The sequence below is a fragment of the Maribacter litoralis genome, assembly GCF_003075045.1.
Lineage (GTDB): Bacteria > Bacteroidota > Bacteroidia > Flavobacteriales > Flavobacteriaceae > Maribacter > Maribacter litoralis.
The window spans coordinates 52184-70633 of record NZ_QCZD01000001.1 but is presented as its reverse complement, the minus strand read 5'-3'; the positions used below and the strand labels follow the sequence as shown (position 1 = coordinate 70633).

18 protein-coding genes and 1 tRNA gene are annotated in these 18450 nt (G+C 37.1%); 11 read left to right on the top strand and 8 right to left on the bottom strand.

Annotation, left to right across the window (positions count from 1 at the left end; genetic code table 11):
- Nucleotides 1-66 precede the first annotated feature (66 nt).
- The 3 genes from DCS95_RS00325 to DCS95_RS00315 all read left to right on the top strand — a co-directional run bounded on the left by DCS95_RS00325 (nucleotide 67) and on the right by DCS95_RS00315 (nucleotide 3037).
- Entirely contained in the window at nucleotides 67-1494 is a 1428-nt protein-coding gene (locus tag DCS95_RS00325; protein WP_116768873.1) for an amidohydrolase, read from the top strand.
- 81 nt (nucleotides 1495-1575) lie between these two features.
- Entirely contained in the window at nucleotides 1576-2019 is a 444-nt protein-coding gene (locus tag DCS95_RS00320; protein ID WP_116768872.1) for a VOC family protein, read from the top strand.
- Nucleotides 2020-2038: 19 nt separating this feature from the next.
- Nucleotides 2039-3037: a pirin family protein gene (locus DCS95_RS00315; protein WP_116770094.1), complete on the top strand. Its 999-nt coding sequence runs from the start codon at nucleotides 2039-2041 to the stop codon at nucleotides 3035-3037.
- Nucleotides 3038-3117: 80 nt separating this feature from the next.
- Here DCS95_RS00315 and murA read toward each other — a convergent pair whose 3' ends face one another.
- The 3 genes from murA to DCS95_RS00300 all read right to left on the bottom strand — a co-directional run bounded on the left by murA (nucleotide 3118) and on the right by DCS95_RS00300 (nucleotide 5463).
- The gene (murA, locus tag DCS95_RS00310; RefSeq protein ID WP_116768871.1) at nucleotides 3118-4425 is read right to left on the bottom strand and encodes a UDP-N-acetylglucosamine 1-carboxyvinyltransferase; all 1308 of its coding nucleotides are present in this window, start codon (nucleotides 4423-4425) and stop codon (nucleotides 3118-3120) included.
- Between the two features lie 15 nt (nucleotides 4426-4440).
- Nucleotides 4441-5094: a DUF4290 domain-containing protein gene (locus DCS95_RS00305; protein WP_116768870.1), complete on the bottom strand. Its 654-nt coding sequence runs from the start codon at nucleotides 5092-5094 to the stop codon at nucleotides 4441-4443.
- An 81-nt stretch (nucleotides 5095-5175) separates the two neighbouring features.
- Complete coding sequence (locus tag DCS95_RS00300) at nucleotides 5176-5463, bottom strand: DUF493 family protein (RefSeq protein WP_116768869.1); 288 nt, start codon at nucleotides 5461-5463, stop codon at nucleotides 5176-5178.
- 87 nt (nucleotides 5464-5550) lie between these two features.
- Between DCS95_RS00300 and DCS95_RS00295 the strand changes: the two genes are divergently transcribed.
- From DCS95_RS00295 to DCS95_RS00275, 5 genes are all read left to right on the top strand, one after another.
- Nucleotides 5551-6120 carry an AAA family ATPase gene (locus DCS95_RS00295; protein WP_164674087.1) on the top strand — a complete coding sequence of 190 codons (570 nt, stop codon included), beginning with the start codon at nucleotides 5551-5553 and terminating at the stop codon, nucleotides 6118-6120.
- A complete protein-coding gene (locus DCS95_RS00290) occupies nucleotides 6113-8008 on the top strand; it encodes a RecQ family ATP-dependent DNA helicase (protein ID WP_116768867.1) in 1896 nt (631 codons plus the stop codon). Before DCS95_RS00295 ends, DCS95_RS00290 begins: the two co-directional genes overlap by 8 nt.
- Nucleotide 8009: 1 nt before the next feature.
- Nucleotides 8010-8957: a methionyl-tRNA formyltransferase gene (gene fmt / locus DCS95_RS00285; RefSeq protein ID WP_116768866.1), complete on the top strand. Its 948-nt coding sequence runs from the start codon at nucleotides 8010-8012 to the stop codon at nucleotides 8955-8957.
- A gap of 170 nt (nucleotides 8958-9127) precedes the next feature.
- A complete protein-coding gene (locus tag DCS95_RS00280; RefSeq protein WP_262885585.1) occupies nucleotides 9128-9403 on the top strand; it encodes an HU family DNA-binding protein in 276 nt (91 codons plus the stop codon).
- 112 nt (nucleotides 9404-9515) lie between these two features.
- Nucleotides 9516-10076, top strand: a complete 561-nt coding sequence (locus DCS95_RS00275) for a YqgE/AlgH family protein (RefSeq protein ID WP_116768865.1) — start codon at nucleotides 9516-9518, stop codon at nucleotides 10074-10076.
- Here the strand turns inward: DCS95_RS00275 and DCS95_RS00270 are convergent.
- Together DCS95_RS00270 and DCS95_RS00265 are read right to left on the bottom strand one after the other, a co-directional pair.
- Nucleotides 10073-10930 carry an aminotransferase class IV gene (locus DCS95_RS00270; protein WP_116768864.1) on the bottom strand — a complete coding sequence of 286 codons (858 nt, stop codon included), beginning with the start codon at nucleotides 10928-10930 and terminating at the stop codon, nucleotides 10073-10075. The two genes, DCS95_RS00275 and DCS95_RS00270, sit on opposite strands and share 4 nt — an antisense overlap.
- 51 nt (nucleotides 10931-10981) lie before the next feature.
- A complete protein-coding gene (locus DCS95_RS00265) occupies nucleotides 10982-11365 on the bottom strand; it encodes an START-like domain-containing protein (RefSeq protein WP_116770093.1) in 384 nt (127 codons plus the stop codon).
- A 138-nt stretch (nucleotides 11366-11503) separates the two neighbouring features.
- Here DCS95_RS00265 and DCS95_RS00260 point away from each other — a divergent pair.
- From DCS95_RS00260 to DCS95_RS00250, 3 genes are all read left to right on the top strand, one after another.
- A tRNA-Met gene (locus tag DCS95_RS00260) sits at nucleotides 11504-11580 on the top strand.
- A 50-nt stretch (nucleotides 11581-11630) separates the two neighbouring features.
- Nucleotides 11631-12584 (top strand): hypothetical protein, encoded by a 954-nt coding sequence (locus DCS95_RS00255; RefSeq protein WP_116768863.1) that lies wholly within the window; start codon nucleotides 11631-11633, stop codon nucleotides 12582-12584.
- A 171-nt stretch (nucleotides 12585-12755) separates the two neighbouring features.
- The gene (locus tag DCS95_RS00250) at nucleotides 12756-12980 is read left to right on the top strand and encodes a hypothetical protein (RefSeq protein WP_116768862.1); all 225 of its coding nucleotides are present in this window, start codon (nucleotides 12756-12758) and stop codon (nucleotides 12978-12980) included.
- A gap of 286 nt (nucleotides 12981-13266) precedes the next feature.
- Here DCS95_RS00250 and DCS95_RS00245 read toward each other — a convergent pair whose 3' ends face one another.
- The 3 genes from DCS95_RS00245 to DCS95_RS00235 all read right to left on the bottom strand — a co-directional run bounded on the left by DCS95_RS00245 (nucleotide 13267) and on the right by DCS95_RS00235 (nucleotide 18335).
- Entirely contained in the window at nucleotides 13267-13728 is a 462-nt protein-coding gene (locus tag DCS95_RS00245; RefSeq protein WP_164674086.1) for a transposase, read from the bottom strand.
- Between the two features lie 508 nt (nucleotides 13729-14236).
- Nucleotides 14237-15121, bottom strand: coding sequence for a PorP/SprF family type IX secretion system membrane protein (locus tag DCS95_RS00240; protein ID WP_116768860.1), 885 nt, complete (start codon nucleotides 15119-15121; stop codon nucleotides 14237-14239).
- Nucleotides 15122-15152: 31 nt separating this feature from the next.
- Entirely contained in the window at nucleotides 15153-18335 is a 3183-nt protein-coding gene (locus DCS95_RS00235) for a BspA family leucine-rich repeat surface protein (RefSeq protein ID WP_116768859.1), read from the bottom strand.
- Nucleotides 18336-18450: the final 115 nt, after the last annotated feature.

Here is an 18450-nt window from a genome sequence, read left to right as displayed (position 1 = left end):
AATTAGATTAAAGTTGAGTATCTTTAAAAAGACTAATCAAAACAACTACTTAAACTAATTCTAAAAATGAAAAAAACATTTCTAATGGCGCTCTGTCTATGCATGAGCGCATCGGTTTTTGCCCAAAAAATGAGCAAGGACAAAAATTTAATTGTTGCTTCGGTTGAAAAACATAAAGCAGAATTAATAAAAATCAGTGATTCTATTTGGGCACTGGCCGAAACTGCTTTCAACGAAAGCGAATCTTCACGAATTTTAGCTGACTATGCAGAAAAGAACGGTTTAAAAGTAACCAGAGGTGTAGCTGATATACCTACGGCTTTTACCGCGACTTACGGGTCTGGTAGTCCAGTTATCAGTATTCTAGGCGAGTTTGATGCACTACCTGGCATTTCACAAAAGACTACACCGGTAAAAGAACCCTTAAAAGAAGGTGCTGCTGGGCATGGCTGTGGGCATAACATGTTCGGCACCGCAAGTTTAGGGTCTGCAATTGCCATAAAGGAATTAATGGATGCAGGAAAAATAAAAGGAACAGTTAAGTTTTTAGGAACACCTGCTGAAGAAAAATACTTTGCAAAAGTTTGGATGGTGAAAGCAGGACTTTGGGACGATGTAGATGTGAATATAAGCTGGCACCCATCTGCACAGATTGAAGCAGATGTTCAAAGTGGCCTTTCTTTAATCGATTTTATTGTAGAGTTCTACGGACAAACCGCACACGCCTCTATGGATCCATGGAACGGACGAAGTGCATCTGATGCATTAGAACTTTATACCACTGGTATAAACTATTACAGAGAGCATATTTTACCCACTTCAAGAATACACTATCACATACAAGATGGAGGTCAAGTTGTAAATGTAGTACCAGATTATGCCAAATTATGGGTACGTGTTAGAGATCCTAAAAGAGCAAAAATGCTTCCAACTTATGAGCGTGTAAAAGAAATGGCCGAAGGTGCCGCGATTATGGCAAATGTAGACTATAAGATCTCTTTGGTTTCCGGAATTTACGAAACACTGGTAAACCGTTCTGGAGGAGAAATCATGCAGAATAATTTAGAGCTTTTGGGACCTATTACATACACTGAAGAAGAAACCATATTTGGAAAAGCAATTCAAAAAGCAACGGGCAAACCAGAAGTCGGCCTAGATGGCACGGTACACCCATTACGAAAAACCCTTGAGAGTCCTGGTGGTGGTTCTACAGATGTTGGAGATGTTAGTTGGAACGTGCCAAATATTAACTTAGGCGTATCGGTAGCACCAACTGGAACTCCATGGCATTCTTGGGCCGTGGTAGCCTGTGGAGGAATGTCCATTGGTCATAAAGGAATGATTCACGCATCAAAAGCAATGGCTATGACCATGTTAGATCTGTTTCAAAACCCTAAACTGGTCAGTAAAGTAAAGGAAGAGTTTAAAACTAGAAAAGGAGACGAGGTCTACGAACCGATGATCGATGGTCCTCCTCCATTAAATGGTCAATAAGTCTCAAATAAAAGAAGCTATCTTAACAGATAGCTTCTTTTATTTTTAAGTAAATTGAACCAAACTTAAACAACAAAAACAATGAAAAAATTTACCGTAATTCTACTGGTACTTTACAGCTCTATTATCTTTGCCCAGTCATTTGATTTTAATTACGACCACTACTCCGTTATAGTAAAAGACCTCGATAAAGTTGGTTCCTTCTACAAAAATGTATTAAACCTAAAAGATATTCCTCATCCTTCAACTCCAACCGGTTTTAAGTGGTTTATAATTCAAGGAAATTCTCAATTACATTTAATAGGAAAAGACAGCGTTGCCATGCAGCATAGCAAAAGTGTTCATTTATGTCTGGCTACTCAAAAATTAGATGAATTAATAGCTTCCTTAGAAGAAAAAGATATTACATATTACGACTGGCCAGGTAAAGAAAACTCGGTAACCTTAAGAGCGGATGGTGTTAGACAGATTTATTTAAAAGATCCAGAAAACAATTGGATTGAAATTAATAATGCAGCACATTGAAAAGATAAAAAGCGATATCATGAAAAATGAAATTAAAAGCATATTTAAGCTGGGCTTTCCTTGGCAAACACAAGATCCTTTTTTGTTCTGTGTTTACCACTTGGATCATTATCCAAAAGGGAATGGTGAATTAGGTCCCGACGACTCATTGGAAGGTAGAAACTTAGGAAACGATTTTCAGATAAAGGATGGTTATAGAATGTACCATGGTACAACCATACCAGGTTTTCCGGCTCATCCACATCGCGGATTTGAAACCATCACTGTTGTAAACAAAGGGTTTTGTGATCATTCGGATTCACTTGGCGCCGCAGGACGTTTTGGTGAAGGCGATGTACAATGGATGACTGCAGGTAGTGGGGTTCAACATTCAGAAATGTTCCCTTTACTACATACCGACAAGGAAAATACACTTGAACTTTTTCAAATATGGTTGAATTTACCAGCTAAAAGTAAATTTGTAGATCCACACTTTAAAATGCTGTGGCATGAAGATATTCCTGTTATAAACTTAAAAAATGCTAGAATAAAAGTAATTGCCGGTGAATTCAACAGTGAAAAAGCACCAGACCCGGCACCAGATTCTTGGGCAATTGACAAGGATAACGATGTTGCAATTTGGAACATTACTATTGATGAAAATGGAACAATTACACTACCTAAAGCTGAGATAAATTCTCATAGAACAATATATTTCTATGACGGTAGCACTATAGAACTATTAGGGGAATCGGTAAAACCAAACCATGGCGTAGATATAGATCCCTCTAAGGAGGTTGAAATTAAAGCTATTGGAGCCAATGCCCATATTTTAGTTTTACAAGGAAAACCTATAGGTGAGCCAGTAGCAAAATACGGTCCGTTTGTAATGAATTCCGATGAAGAATTACAAAATGCAATGAATGAATTTAAAACTACCCAATTTGGAGGTTGGCCATGGAGACACCCAGATCATACCCATGATGCCACCCGAGGTAGATTTGCCAAATATCCGGATGGTACTTTAATTGAAAAATAACACAACATATTTATAAAATAAAAACTCCATAAAAGGTTAAACCTAATTATGGAGTTTTTTATATCTAATAGAAAAAATGCTTAAACTCGTACGATTTTAGCACCTATTGCACGTAGTCTTTCGTCAATGTTCTCATAACCACGATCAATCTGTTCTATATTATGAATGGTAGAAGTTCCTTTCGCGGATAACGCCGCAATTAGCAAAGAAACACCCGCTCTAATATCTGGTGAAGTCATGGTTGTCGCTTTTAAAGTAGACTTAAAGTCATGACCAATAACGGTTGCTCTATGAGGGTCACATAGAATTACTTTTGCTCCCATATCCAACAACTTATCTACAAAGAATAAGCGGCTTTCAAACATTTTTTGATGTATTAACACTTCACCCCTAGACTGTGTAGCTACCACTAAAATAATGCTAAGTAAATCTGGTGTCAACCCGGGCCAAGGTGCATCGGCTATCGTCAAGATAGAACCATCTATATAATTTTGAATCTCGTAACCATCTTTATGGGCAGGTATGTAAATATCATCTCCTTTACGCTCTAAAGTAATTCCCAACTTACCAAATACAGTAGGAATTTGACCTAAATCGTCCCAACTAACATCTTTGATCGTTAATTCACTTTTCGTCATGGCAGCCAATCCGATCCAGCTTCCAATTTCGATCATATCCGGCAACATGCGGTGATCTGTTCCTCCTAACTTCTCAACACCATCAATAACCAATAGATTAGAACCAACACCGGTAATTTTAGCGCCCATCCTATTCAACATCTTACATAACTGTTGTAGATATGGTTCACATGCAGCATTGTAAATCGTAGTTTGACCCTCTGCCAAAACAGCTGCCATTACAATATTTGCTGTTCCTGTTACAGAAGCCTCATCTAATAACATATAGGTCCCCTTCAGCTTATCAGCTTCAACCCCATAGAAGTATTCTTCTTTATTATATCTAAATTTGGCACCAAGGTTAATGAAACCTTCGAAGTGAGTATCTAAACGTCTGCGTCCTATTTTATCGCCACCAGGTTTAGGTATATATCCTTTTCCAAAACGAGCCAAAAGCGGTCCTACCAACATAATAGAACCTCTTAAGCCTCTACCATCTTGTTTAAATTGGTCAGATTGCAAATAATCCAAATTAACATCATCGGCCTTAAAAGTGTAAGAGCCTTTGCCTTTCTTTTGAATTTTTACACCTAAATCTTCTAATAGTGCTATAAGTTTATTGACATCAACAATATCGGGGATGTTGTTGATCGTTACTTTTTCATCTGTAAGTAAAACAGCGCAAAGTATTTGAAGTGCTTCGTTCTTTGCTCCTTGAGGTGTTATTTCACCAGATAACTGGTGTCCTCCTTCTATTTTGAATGTTCCCATCTAGAGAAGTGGAAATTAATAGCGTTTTTTACCGCGGTTATTATTTCTTTGATTTTTTTTGTTTGAACTGGATCTAGGGTTCTTGGCAACTCTATTTTTCAAAAACTGACCGCTGTCCGTTAAGCTCTCACCAGTTGAAGCTAGATCAATTTGACCATCGCTTAACTCGAACAAGTGCTTAAATATGGCTTTATCGTCTACCACATCTTTATTCCAGTTCAAATAGCATTTTTTCATGTGGTTGGCAATGGCATATTCCAATCCAGAACGCTTATCGCCTTTCTCCCACTCTACCGCTACATCGATCATTCGTTTTATGTTATTTCCATAAAATCTGTATTTTGGAAAATTCTGCGGATATTCCAACGCCTCTGGTCTTTGTTTCAACACCTCTTTTGAGGTTATAGGAAAAGGTGAATCTACATCCAACTTAAAATCGGACATGATAAATAATTGATCCCATAATTTATGTTGAAAATCTGGCACATCACGTAAATGAGGTTGAAGATTTCCCATCACACTTATAATGGACTGGGCTACTTTATTTCTTTCTTCGCGATCTTCTATTGATACTGCATGATCTACCATTTTTTGAAAATGACGACCGTATTCAGGAATGATCAAATGAGGACGCTCCGTATTATATTCTAGGTTTTCTACTAATTGCAAATTGAAAATTTTAGCTTATTGTGTTTGAGAAGTGTTCTTATAACGATGCCAAAATAATAAAATTATAGATGAAAAGCTATTTTATAAGGAGATTACCCCACCTATTTCACCTACTTCCTTATATTTTTCTATAACCTGATCCGGTCCTTTTAAATTCACCGTAATGGAAACGCTTGTATATTTTCCGTTTTTAGATTTTTTTAAATCGATTACCGCACCCATATTATCAAAAATACCCTCAATCTTAGCTATCTTATCCGTAGCTGTTTCCACTATGAATTTGTAAAGATAATTAGACGGCCATTTTGTGGTTTCCGTTAGTTGTTCTCTTAATTTTTTATAAAATTCCTCTGGATTCTTTTCGTCCATAACTCTTATTTTATGCAAAGATAAGTCTAATACCCCAGTTTTTTAATACTGGCGGTTTATGTACTTTTGCGTTTATAAATTAAGAGTTTGAAAAGCAAAAGAATTGTTGTAACAGGTGGTCCTGGAACAGGAAAAACAGTATTAATATCTTCGTTGGAAAAAAATGGCTACCATTGTTTTCATGAAGTGATCAGAACCATGACTTTAAATGCGTTGGATGATGTTTCATTAGAAGACCAACTCGTTAACCCTATTGATTTTGTAAAGGATGCAAAAAGCTTTAATGATGAGCTGATCAGCGCAAGATTGAAGCATTTTGAAAATGGCAAAAATATAAACAAAGAACATGTCTTTTATGATCGTGGCTTGCCCGATGTTATCGCTTATATGAATTATTTTGGACAAACTACAGAACCACGTTACGCAGATTTGTGCCTAAAGAATAGATATGACGAAGTGCTGATTTTACCACCCTGGAAAGAGATTTATGTGCAAGACAATGAGAGAATGGAAAATTTTGAGCAAGCTTGCGGCATACATGAACAATTGGAAAACACCTATATTGAACTTGGTTACAAACCCATAGAAGTTCCTTTCGGCACCATTGATAATAGATTGCAATTTGTAATAGACCATATAAACGGAGCGAGTGAATAGTACTCCAAAAGAAATCTTATCCAATTATTGGGGTTTTGAAAGTTTTAGAGGCTCTCAAGAAGAAATTATCAATGCCATAATCAATGGTCAAGATGTTTTGGGCCTACTGCCTACTGGCGGTGGAAAATCTTTGTGTTTTCAAGTTCCGGCATTATCAAAAGATGGTATCTGTATCGTTATTTCACCGCTAAGAGCTTTAATTGAAAATCAAGTAAATAATCTTCAGAAGCTTGGTATTAAAGCCATAGGTCTAAAAGGCGGACTTAAATTTAACGAACTTGATAAGCTATTGGATAATTGTATTTATGGCAACTATAAATTCTTATATCTATCGCCAGAACGTCTGCAACAAGAATTTGTACAAGAACGAATAAAAAGCATGAACGTTTCTATGTTCGTTATTGATGAGGCACACTGTATATCTCAATGGGGACATGATTTTAGACCCGCCTATTTAAGCTGTTCGGTTTTACGCCAATTACATGCTACGCCACCAATAGTAGCTTTGACCGCTACGGCCACAAAAAGAGTTAGTGAAGATATTATCAATTCTCTAGAACTCACCTTCCCTTTGGTCATAAAAGACTCGTTCTTTAGAAAAAATATTGGGCTTGAAGTACAGTTTACCGAAGACAAAAGAGGATACCTAAAACAATACTGCCAACAAGTACAGCAAAGTGCCATTATTTATGTTAGAAGTAGAAGAATGGCAGAAGAGCTATCAAAGTTTTTGGTTCAGAATAATATTAGTGCAACATTTTACCACGGTGGTGTTGATCAAAATAAAAAAACGGAACGCTTAGAACTTTGGTTAAAGAACAACTATAAAATAATCGTTGCCACCAACGCCTTTGGTATGGGTATAGACAAACCAGATGTAGAATTGGTGATACATTACCAAATACCGGATAGCGTAGAAAATTACTTTCAGGAGGCAGGTAGAGCCGGTAGAAATGGTGCTTTTGCAAAAGCTATAATATTGACCAATACTACAGATAAGGTTTTAGTCAAAAAGCAATTTTTAGATATTTTGCCGAGTGTTGCCCAGGTTAAAATGATTTATAAAAAATTAAGTACATTTTTTCAGATTGGATATGGAGAGTTTACGGAAGCAAGGTTTCATCTTAATTTCAATGAATTCTGTAGTATTTATAAGCTTAATACATTCGTTACCTATAATACTTTACAAATACTGGATAGGAATTCGGTAATCTCGTTATCCGAAAATTTCTCTAAAAAAATTACCATTAATTTTATTACCGACAAAGACACCTTATATAGGTATATCGACCAAAACAATAAACTGGCAGATTTTATAAAGATAGTTCTACGCACTTATGGAGGATTGTTTGAATTTGATACACCTATAAACACCTATATGTTATCAAAAAAAACGTCAATGCCGGAATATAAAATTCATGAAAATTTTGAGCTTTTAGCAAAAGATGAAATTATTGAGTACTCCAGTGCAACGAGCGATTTAGAGATTTTTTTTCTGGTACCAAGAGATGATGATAGAACCATTAATCTTTTCGCGAAAAATATAGAAGAACAAAATCAGCTTAAAATAGAGAAAGTGAACGCTATGCTTTCTTATATAGAAAATGATACTGTTTGCAGAAGCATTCAACTCTTAGGCTATTTTGGAGAACTACAAGAACAACCTTGTGGCATATGTGATGTTTGCACGAGCCAAAAAACCGAGAACACATCCATTGTTCACGCCAAAATAAAAATCATAAAAGCATTAAAGGAGAAAGATGCAGGTTCACGAGAGCTGCAATTAAAGCTAAATATTTCTCAAGAAACTATTATTTCGGCATTACAGGAACTATTAGAAGATAATTTGATAACATTAAATAACATTAACGAATACCAACTACTATAATATGGAAGCATTGAAAATTGTATTTATGGGAACACCTGATTTTGCCGTTGGCATTTTAGATATGCTGGTAAAAAATGAATATAATATCGTTGGTGTCATTACCGCACCAGATCGACCTGCAGGTAGGGGTAGAAAATTAAACGAATCTGCCGTTAAAAAATATGCCGTAGAAAATGATTTAAAGGTGCTTCAACCAACCAACTTAAAAGATGAAGCTTTTTTAGCAACATTAAAAAATTTGAACGCCAATTTACAGGTGGTGGTCGCTTTTAGAATGCTACCCAAGTTAGTTTGGAATATGCCCAAGTATGGCACCTTTAATCTACATGCCTCATTATTGCCACAATACCGAGGTGCAGCACCCATAAATTGGGCGATAATAAATGGGGAGACCAAAACTGGGGTAACTACATTCTTTATTGATGAGAAAATAGATACCGGTGAGATAATAATGCAAGACGAGGCGGTAATTAAAAAAACCGATAACGCTGAGGATCTACATGATCGATTAATGCATTTGGGAGCCAATACCGTATTAAAGACGGTAGAACAAATTGAATCTGGAAATTTCACCACCCATAAACAGCCCGATTTACAGAATTTAAAAGATGCCCATAAAATACATAGGGAGACTTGTGAAATAGACTGGAACAAATCTTCAAACGACATTTATAACTTTATTAGAGGGTTGAGTCCGTATCCTGCGGCATGGACAACATTAACCAACGGAGAGCAAACAGTTATTACTAAAATTTACAAGGTAGAAATTGAAACTGCAAAGCATGACTTATCCACGGGAACTCTGGTTTTTAATAAAAAAGAAATGAAAGTTGCGGTTGATGATGGTTACTTAAACCTACTTGAAATACAGTTACAGGGCAAGAAAAGAATGCAAGTAAAGGATCTGTTGAACGGTCTTAATTTAGAAGAAAATGCCAAAATGGGCTAAAGCCCCGTTATTATTGGGCTGAAAGAAACGTAGAAAAAAACCTACTTTATCAACAAACACGCTGAGTTATCAACAAAATAAGGGATTTCCGCCCGTTTTACTTGTGTTGCTCAGAAATCCATATAAATTTGTTAATAGGTATAAATTATTTAATCACAATTAATTATCACATTATGAACAAAACAGAATTGATCGATGCAATGGCAGCAGACGCTGGCATCACAAAAGCTGCGGCAAAAAAGTCATTGGAATCTTTCTTGGGAAATGTTGAAAGTTCTCTTAAAAAAGGAGATAGAGTTTCTTTAGTAGGTTTCGGTTCTTGGTCCGTATCTAAAAGAAATGCAAGAGAAGGTAGAAATCCATCAACTGGAAAAACTATCCAAATCGCTGCTAAAAATGTAGTTAAGTTTAAAGCAGGTGCTGATTTAGGTAAAGCTGTAAACTAATTTTACACTGATAAATTTTTGAAAAGCGCCTTAAAAGGCGCTTTTTTTATTTCTATGTTTTTGATTTTTAAGAGGATTTGTCTTACTTTAGAAATATAATCATATAATATTTATGATAGCACTAAAGCCAACCAAAGGAAAATTACTAGTGGCGGAACCTTCGTTAACAGGAGATGTTTCGTTCAATAGATCTGTAGTTTTACTTGCAGAACACAGTAACGAGGGCTCAGTTGGTTTTATTCTAAACAAGCCATTAGAGTATCAAATAAATGAATTGGTTACCGAAATCGAAATTCCTTTTCAAGTGTATAATGGCGGACCGGTAGAGCAAGACAACCTATATTTTATTCATAAAGTTCCACATTTAATTGATAACAGTGTTGAGATTTCAGACGGAATTTATTGGGGAGGTGATTTTGAAACTACCGTAGAGTTGATCAATAAAGAAATAATCTCTGAAGATGATATCCGTTTCTTTTTAGGTTATTCTGGCTGGTCATCACTACAATTAGATGAAGAGCTAACCTCAAAATCTTGGATCGTAGTAGAGAATGAGCACGAAAGTAGAATCATTCAAAAAGCCGCAACAGCTATTTGGAAAGAAAATATGATACAATTAGGCGGTAATTACCTGCTTTGGTCCAATGCCCCAGAAAACCCTAGTTTAAATTAAACTCCTGGACTTACAGATAATCTTGCAGCAGCATTAAGTTTCCCTAATAGATTCTTTGCAACGGTATTTACAAACGCTTTCTTTCTATATTTTGTTATTGGAACAATTCCATCAATTGTATTTACGATAAAGAGCTCGTCTGCTTTTTGAAGCTCAAACGGTGAAATACTGTCTTCCAAGAAATCGAAACCATCTAATTTTGATAGAAGTTCGATCAATTTTTTTCTTAGAACGCCATTGGTACAACCATCTGTAACAGGTGGTGTTTTAATCTTATTTCCTTTTACAATAAAAATATTACCGTTTAGAGCCTCTATAACCTGCTTTCTCTCGTTCAGCAGCAAACAATCTTGATAATCATTTTCGCGGGCGTAAATAGCTCCTACCACATTCAGAATCTTATTATTGGTATCTAAATTAGATAGCATACTAGAATTCTTATAAAAGTCCTTAAAAAGTTCTACCTCATAATTGTCTTCGCTTAAAACAAAAAAATGATTGTTTAAAGTGTCACTTACAATGAAATAAGATATACTGTTATCAGACTCAAAAAAATTGTGTTGACTATTTCTAAAAACGGTGAATTTTACCCGTTTCGCTTGTTTTAAATCATTTTCAGAGAAGATTTTTAGAATTTCAGTCTCCATAAATTCCATAGTAAAATTCATAGGAATCTCCATTCGTAAAATTCTCATGGATGACATAAGGCGTAAATAATGATCTTCTAGATAAATAATTTCACCATTGATTACCCGTAATTCTTCATAGACGGCATCACCAAGCTGAACTCCCCTATTCTTTTCATTTAAAAAAGATGAATTATCCTCAAGTAGTCCGCCATTAAAATTGAACATAAAAAAAGCCTTAAAAAATTAAGGCTCAAAGATACTGTAAATAAGAATATTTTAAGATGAACCTAGCACCTGTTTCAAATCGGAAACTTGATTTGTCCATAGCATTTTAGATTCGTCAATTTCATCATCTTCGGCAAAATCGGTTATAAACAAAGAAACATCTTTTGTTATTTCATCAACGATTATTTTCATTTCAAAAAAGCTATCGTCTTCTGCTTCTTCCCAAGCAAAACGAACGAACTCATCTGTTTTTCTCTTTAACAGCTTAGCTTCCTCTTCTGCTCCATCCCAAATAAAAGTGAATTTTTCACCTCTAGAATTTACGTTATCGGCAAACCATTCAGACAGTCCTGAAGGTGTTGCTAGGTACTGATATAACATTTGTGGGGAAGACTGTATTACAAACTCTAATTCAAATTTTATTTTATCGCTCATTGTCATGCTACTTTATGCCGAGCAATATATATATTTCTAAATGATAAAAAAATAAATGACCAGTATTATTTTTTTAATCAAGTTTTGTTGAAGAACAAATAAATTACCCCTATATTTGCAGCCGTTTAAAAATAATATGGCGAGGTAGCTCAGTTGGTTAGAGCGTCGGATTCATAACCCGGAGGTCGGGGGATCGTGCCCCCCTCTCGCTACCATAGTAAAACGTACGGAAACAACGGTTTAGTTCACTCTAAACCGTTTTTTTATGTCTATATTTCAGCTTGCAATTACAATTGAACACGAAAGTGAACACGATTTAGAACACGATTTGTCTACAAAACCAAATTTTTCAGTACCAAAAATCTATACCGCCAAAGGTGATCTTTCAAAAAGATGGTACGTCTATTTTTCATTTAGGAACCCAAAAACTAATAAGTTGGAACGAATGAAGAATATTTACGGCAAAGCAAATAATTATAAGACCAAGGCAGATAGATTGACAATTCTCACCTCGTACCGTAAAAATCTATTAAAATTATTAAGAGCAGGGTACAGTCCATTTGAAAATAAATCGGCCGGAAAAATTCATGAACCGAATTTAAAGCAAGTAAGGGTAGACAATAAAGTAGAAAAAATTAAAACCGAACATAAAAAATCTAACAACAACAAAGCGAATATAGAATTGCCGACTCAATCGGAAACAAAGGATTTAGGAATGCCCCTAAAAGATGCCTTCGATTACGTTTTAAAGTTGAAGAAAAATCAAGTTAAAGCTAGAACAGTTCAAGATTATAGACTTAAAGGTCAAGCCTTTTTAAAATGGCTATCAGAAAATTATCCAAATATTAAATACAGCCATCAATTAACTAAAAAAATGTTGCTTGACTTTTTAAACGAAATAGTCATCAATACCAGCCCAAGAAATAGAAATAATTTCAGATTGACCCTTGGTATTTTTTTACAAACTTTAGAAGAAAATGAAATTATAAAATTCAACTTTATAAAAACGATTAAGGTTTTAAAATCTGTCCCAAATCGGAATAAAACATTTTCTCTCGAGGTAGAAAAAAGTATATTTAAACATTTGACGGAAGAAGACCCGATATTATTACTATATATCAAATTCGTTGCACATAACTTTCTAAGACCTATAGAAGTATCTAGGCTTCGCATTAAAGACGTAGATTTACGTAAACAGAACACTTACCTTCCATGCTAAAAACAGTAAGTTAAAAAAGAAAATAATTCCACAAATGCTATTTGATGAAATACTAGACTTATCAAATTTGAATCCAATCATTTACTTTTTACCCCTACCGAAATTGGTGGAGCTTGGGATACTAAAGAAACCAACAGAAGAAATTATTTCTCTAAACGATTTAAACAAAAAGTGAAAGAACATTTTAATCTAAACGAAGATTTTGGATTATACAGCTTCAGACATACGTATATCACAAAACTATATCGGGTAATATTAAAAGATGCTACACCATTTGAAGCCAAAAGTAAATTAATGTTGATTACGGGTCATAATTCAATGTCCGCCTTAGAAAAATATTTACGTGATATAGATGCTGAACTGGCCGAAGATTACTCCAATCTTTTAAAAGAATAGAATGGATACAAGCAAAACACTAAAAAGTTTAATAAAACAGCTCTATACACCTCTTCTATTTTTTATTCCAAAAAGTATCATTCCTTTAAGTGAACTCAGTGAGTTTAGAAATATTAAAACAGAAGAATTTTTTAATACCATTGTTTTACTGTCTGAAAATAATTCAACAGAAAAAGTATTAGCTATAACAGATTGTATACCGTTATTAGAGAAGGCGTCTATTCTTAACTATAATACAATAAGGAAAATACGAGGTACTGTGTCTATAAGTTTTTTCTTTAATCCTTTAGAAAACAGATTGATTTATCAAACTGTTATCCCGCGCAGCAAGGGCTTCATGCTTTTGCTGCTTTTTTATTTCAAATTTAGCGTTATAGATTTCTTTGTTCTTCCATAAGGTGTACATTAGAATCAACAGTTTTCTCTGATCCGCTACAAGCGCCACCAAAGGTTTTGCCTTATTAGGTTTCAGTCTATTATAGAACTGTTTCAATGTCGGGTTACAGCGTACGCAGGTCATCGAGGGCATATGCAGTACCGCCCTGATATGGCTGTTTCCTTTTTTGCTGATCCTGGTCTTTGCCTTGAAGTTTCCCGATTCCCTCAGTACCACATCATAACCGGCGTAACTTGCAAACTGCTTACCATTGATTATATATTCAAAACCCAAGGTTTCCCCGACCACCATAGCTGCCGATATTAAAGATACACCAGGGATGCTCGTTAAATATTCAAGCTTCCTTTTCAATACTTCATTTTTAGAAATCAGAAGTTACATATCTTCTTCAACTGCCGCTATTTGAGTGTTTAGAATTTAATCTACTGTATAATTTTCAAGTAAATTAAAGAACAGCGTGATACCTATGAAACGATGTCATCTTGGTGTGTATCTGACCCAAACCTCTCTGCTCCTTTATATGCTTTCGATTGAATCCATACCACTACTTTATAAATACATTAGCTTAAAATAATTAATCTATGAAACAATATCAATAACCTTGCATCTAGCCCAACCTGTAAACCTATCTCCTTTGTTTATATAATTATTGCATCTTTAAATTGAAAACCTAAATACTAGTCGAATAGCTAATAGCATTAAACTATTTGAAAAAGTTAATTAATAAATGTATCTCCTTTTACTCAAACTTAACTAAAGATATCAACATCCATTTTGGTTAAGATATTATCATTCAAAAAAGATGAGGTACCAAATGCACCTCATCTTTATATTCTTTTTGCAACTTAACTCCTGTTATTTAGAATATAAACCTCAAGAATAGTTCATTGGTATTTTTAACACTGGCCAGTTCGCTTCTGGTACTCACCTCATACGCATAGCCTAAGATTAGTCGCTTTTGTAGACTCAGATTAACCAACCCTGCAAATGCAGAATCGGTCCTGTAGCTGGCTCCTAGTTCAAAATCATTATTAAAAGACAACATGGTGTTAAAATCTATAGATAATGGTGCTCCGCTAACTTGTCGCATCATCGCAGAAGGCTTTAGCATAAGATTACCTTTACCCAATTGAAGGTCATAACCTAACGTTACGTAAAGGTGAGGCTTGGCCACTGTAGCAATGGCTGTACCGTTGTCGTTCTCTGCCCTGTCTGTGCTTAATATTCTGGGAATAGCTAATGAAAGGAAAAGTGCTTCCCTTTTAAACAGAACCCCGACCCCAACATTAGGGTTAAAATCTGAGATGGATGCTATACCGGGATCCGACTGTATATTATAGGTCTCTAAGCCAGCTGTGTTCACTGAATAACTGTTGCCACCCGCCTTAAGACCCAAATACAGTTCTGTTTTTTCTGAAATCTGAAGCTTGTACGAGTAGTCGACACCGATAAATGTCTGACTCTCAACAAAGGTCTTGTCGTTCATAATTGAAACTCCTAAACCCATTTTTTCGCCCAATCGGGTACCAAAGGAGATTACCATGGTCCTTGGTGCCTCTTCCACTCCCGTCCATTGCTGGCGGAAGCTGGAAGTAATGGCCGTCTCTCCCCCTGGGGAGACATAGGCTGGGTTATAGGCATTCATATGGTAACGGTAATTAGTCAACAGTCCTTCTTGCTGTGCACTTAAGGTCCCAAAGATGAGGAAGAGTGCGATGGATACTATATTCTTTATATTCTGCATGGTATTTTATTGTATTTCTTTTATATTGTGATTATTGTTTGGATAAGAATAGCCACCCGTCCATGTCGATCTTTCCATCGCCTTCAAGGTCAACCTGGAAGTAATAGGAACCACCGTCGGGTAAACCACTGCTCAAGTTCTTGTAATGGCCGTCCCAATCGTTTTGGTAATTCTTGGCAGAGAATACTTCTGTTCCCCAACTGTTGAATACCCTTACCAGAGAGTTAGGGAAGTTTTCTATACCATAGATGGTCCAGGTATCGTTTACCCCATCGCCATTGGGCGTAAAAGCTTGGGAAACGTTCAACTCTATGGTATCACAAGCATCCCCAAGGCCATCACCGTCCCTGTCTTCCTGACCGGGATTAGCAACTGTTGGACAATTATCCAAGGAATCCTGGATCCCATCACCATCGGCATCTTTCTGTACCTCGGCACAACCGTTGGTATCTACGGTTAAGCCAGATGGTGTGCTAGGGCATTCGTCCTCACTATCTGCAACACCATCGGCATCGCTATCCTTTTGGGAAGGGGTACAACCATTGGCATCCACGGCCTCGTCTTCAGGGGAATCCGGACATAGGTCATCTGCATCGCTTACCCCGTCAAAGTCGCTGTCCTTCTGGCTATCGGAGCAGCCCTCGGCATCCACAGCTTCCCCAGCAGGGGTATTGGGACAGAGGTCTAAATCGTTGATAACCCCATCGGCATCGGCATCCTTTTGGCTATCCGAACACCCATTGGCATCTACAGCCTCACCATTTGGAGTATTGGGACAATTGTCAATATCATCGGTTAACCCGTCCTTATCACTATCTTTTTGGGAGTCTGAACAACCATTGGCATCAGGCGTTTCACCTAAAGGAGTATTGGAACAGCTATCAAGAGTATCCAGAATTCCATCATTGTCATCATCCATATCGGCATTGTCCCCAGTGCCATCCCCATCGGTATCGGTATCCTCGTTCTCATCAAATGGGAAGGCGTCTTCCGCATCAGGAGTACCATCGTTGTCGTCATCATCATCGGCATTATCGCCAGTGCCGTCACCATCCGTATCGGTATCCTCATTTTCATCCAATGGAAAGGCATCTTTCGTATCAAGAGTACCATCATTATCATCGTCCTCATCGGCATTGTCCCCAGTACCATCCCCATCGGTATCGGTATCCTCGTTTTCATCTAACGGAAAAGCATCTTTAGAATCAGGAGTGCCATCATTATCATCGTCTTCATCAGCATTGTCCCCGGTACCGTCACCATCCGTATCGGTATCCTCATTTTCATCAAATGGGAAGGCGTCTTCTGAATCAGGTGTGCCATCGTTATCATCGTCCTCATCGGCATTATCACCCGTTCCGTCTCCATCCGTATCCGTATCCTCGTTTTCATCTAACGGAAAAGCATCTTCAGAATCAGGTGTGCCATCGTTATCATCATCTTCATCGGCATTGTCACCCGTTCCGTCACCATCGGTATCCGTATCCTCTTTTTCATCCAATGGGAAGGCGTCTTCCCCGTCAGAAGTGCCATCGTTATCATCGTCCTCATCGGCATTGTCGCCAGTTCCGTCACCATCGGTATCCGTATCCTCGTTTTCATCTAACGGAAAAGCATCTTCAGAATCAAGTGTGCCATCATTATCGTCATCGGGGTCACAAACATCCCCGAGCTCATCGGAATCAGTGTCCAACTGATCGCTATTGGCTACGGAAACACAATTATCCTCCATGTCCAATATTCCATCGCCGTCTTCATCGTAGTCTGTGCAATCCTTACCGTTATCAATGATATTCCATCCATAGGTATCAATTAGGCTTTGACGATCATCCTCGCCCAGGCAATAGGTTAAACTTCCTCCGAATTCAACACCGTGCTTTAGGCTTAGGGAACTCCACGCACTAAGCAATTTATCATAGTTTTTCGTGGAAAGTCCGGCGTCTTCGAACATACTGGACATATCCGTGACACTAGCTACGTTCCAAGAACCAAGGTCCTGATCGAATTTTGATGCCCTCTTGAACATTGAATTCATATTAGTTACCTGCCCTACATCCCAGGAAGAAATATTTTGATTGAAGCTCCTTGTCGCATAAAACATTCTACCCATATCCGTCACATTGGACACATCCCAACCACTGATATCCTGATTAAAGTTGGTTGCAGTGGAAAACATGGAGTTCATATTCTCTACCTGACCAACATTCCAGCTACCAATATCTTGGTTAAAGGAAGTTGCCAAATAAAACATATAGCCCATATTCTCAACCTGACCTACTTGCCATGAAGAAATATCCTGGTTAAATGCCCTGGCACTATAAAACATACCGATCATATTGGTAACATTTCCCACGTTCCAACCTCCAATATCTTGATTAAAGGCGTATGCCTGTGTGAACATGTAGGACATATTGGTCACATTGCTTACGTCCCAACCACTTATATCCTGGTTAAAGGATCCGGCAGAATAGAACATGGTACTCATATTGGTAGCGTTCCGCACGTCCCAGCCACTAATATTTTGGTTAAAAGCTGAGGCATAAAAGAACAAACCTCTCATATTGGATACATTGGCCACATTCCAATTGCCCAAATTTTGGTTAAAGTATTTGGCACCATTGAACATCTCCTGTATATCTGTCACATTGGATACATCCCAATTTCCAATGTCCTGGTTAAATTGAGTGGCTCCTCTAAACATATAGGCCATACTGGTCACATTGCTTACGTCCCAACCACTTATATCCTGATTGAAGGATGATGCCTCTAAAAACATACCGGTCATATCTAATACCTGTGAAAGGTCAGGGGCATCTGATGCATTAATAATTAAATTGGTGCAATTGTAAAAACTGTACGCCATGGAACCCCATATTTGGTCTCCCCATTGCTCTACCGACAGTAGTTTCTCATTATCTTCTCCAGATTCAAATTTTAAATGAGGAAAATCGCCAATGATTTTTACCGTATAGGTGTCATCAGTGGAATAGGTATGAGTGGCATCGCCAGTGTAGACCGTATTGTCCACAGAGCCATCGCCCCAGTCTACGGTATAGGCAAAAGTGCCTTCGCCGGTGGGTATGGTAATTTGATAGTCGTTGGAAGCTCCCGGATTATCTGTCTTCCAGGTGGTAATAAATGGATTCTGTGCCATGATACTGCCAAAACCGAGGCAGCAAAAGAGCAAGAGCATACACTTGAGGGTACTTTTCATAAGGTTTGATTAATTAGTAATTGGTTTAGATTTTAGATTACCAGGCAGTAAGATTTTCTCTAGATTATAAAACAGGTCTATCTTTTTATTTTAGCCTATCTCTTAGTATTAAAGT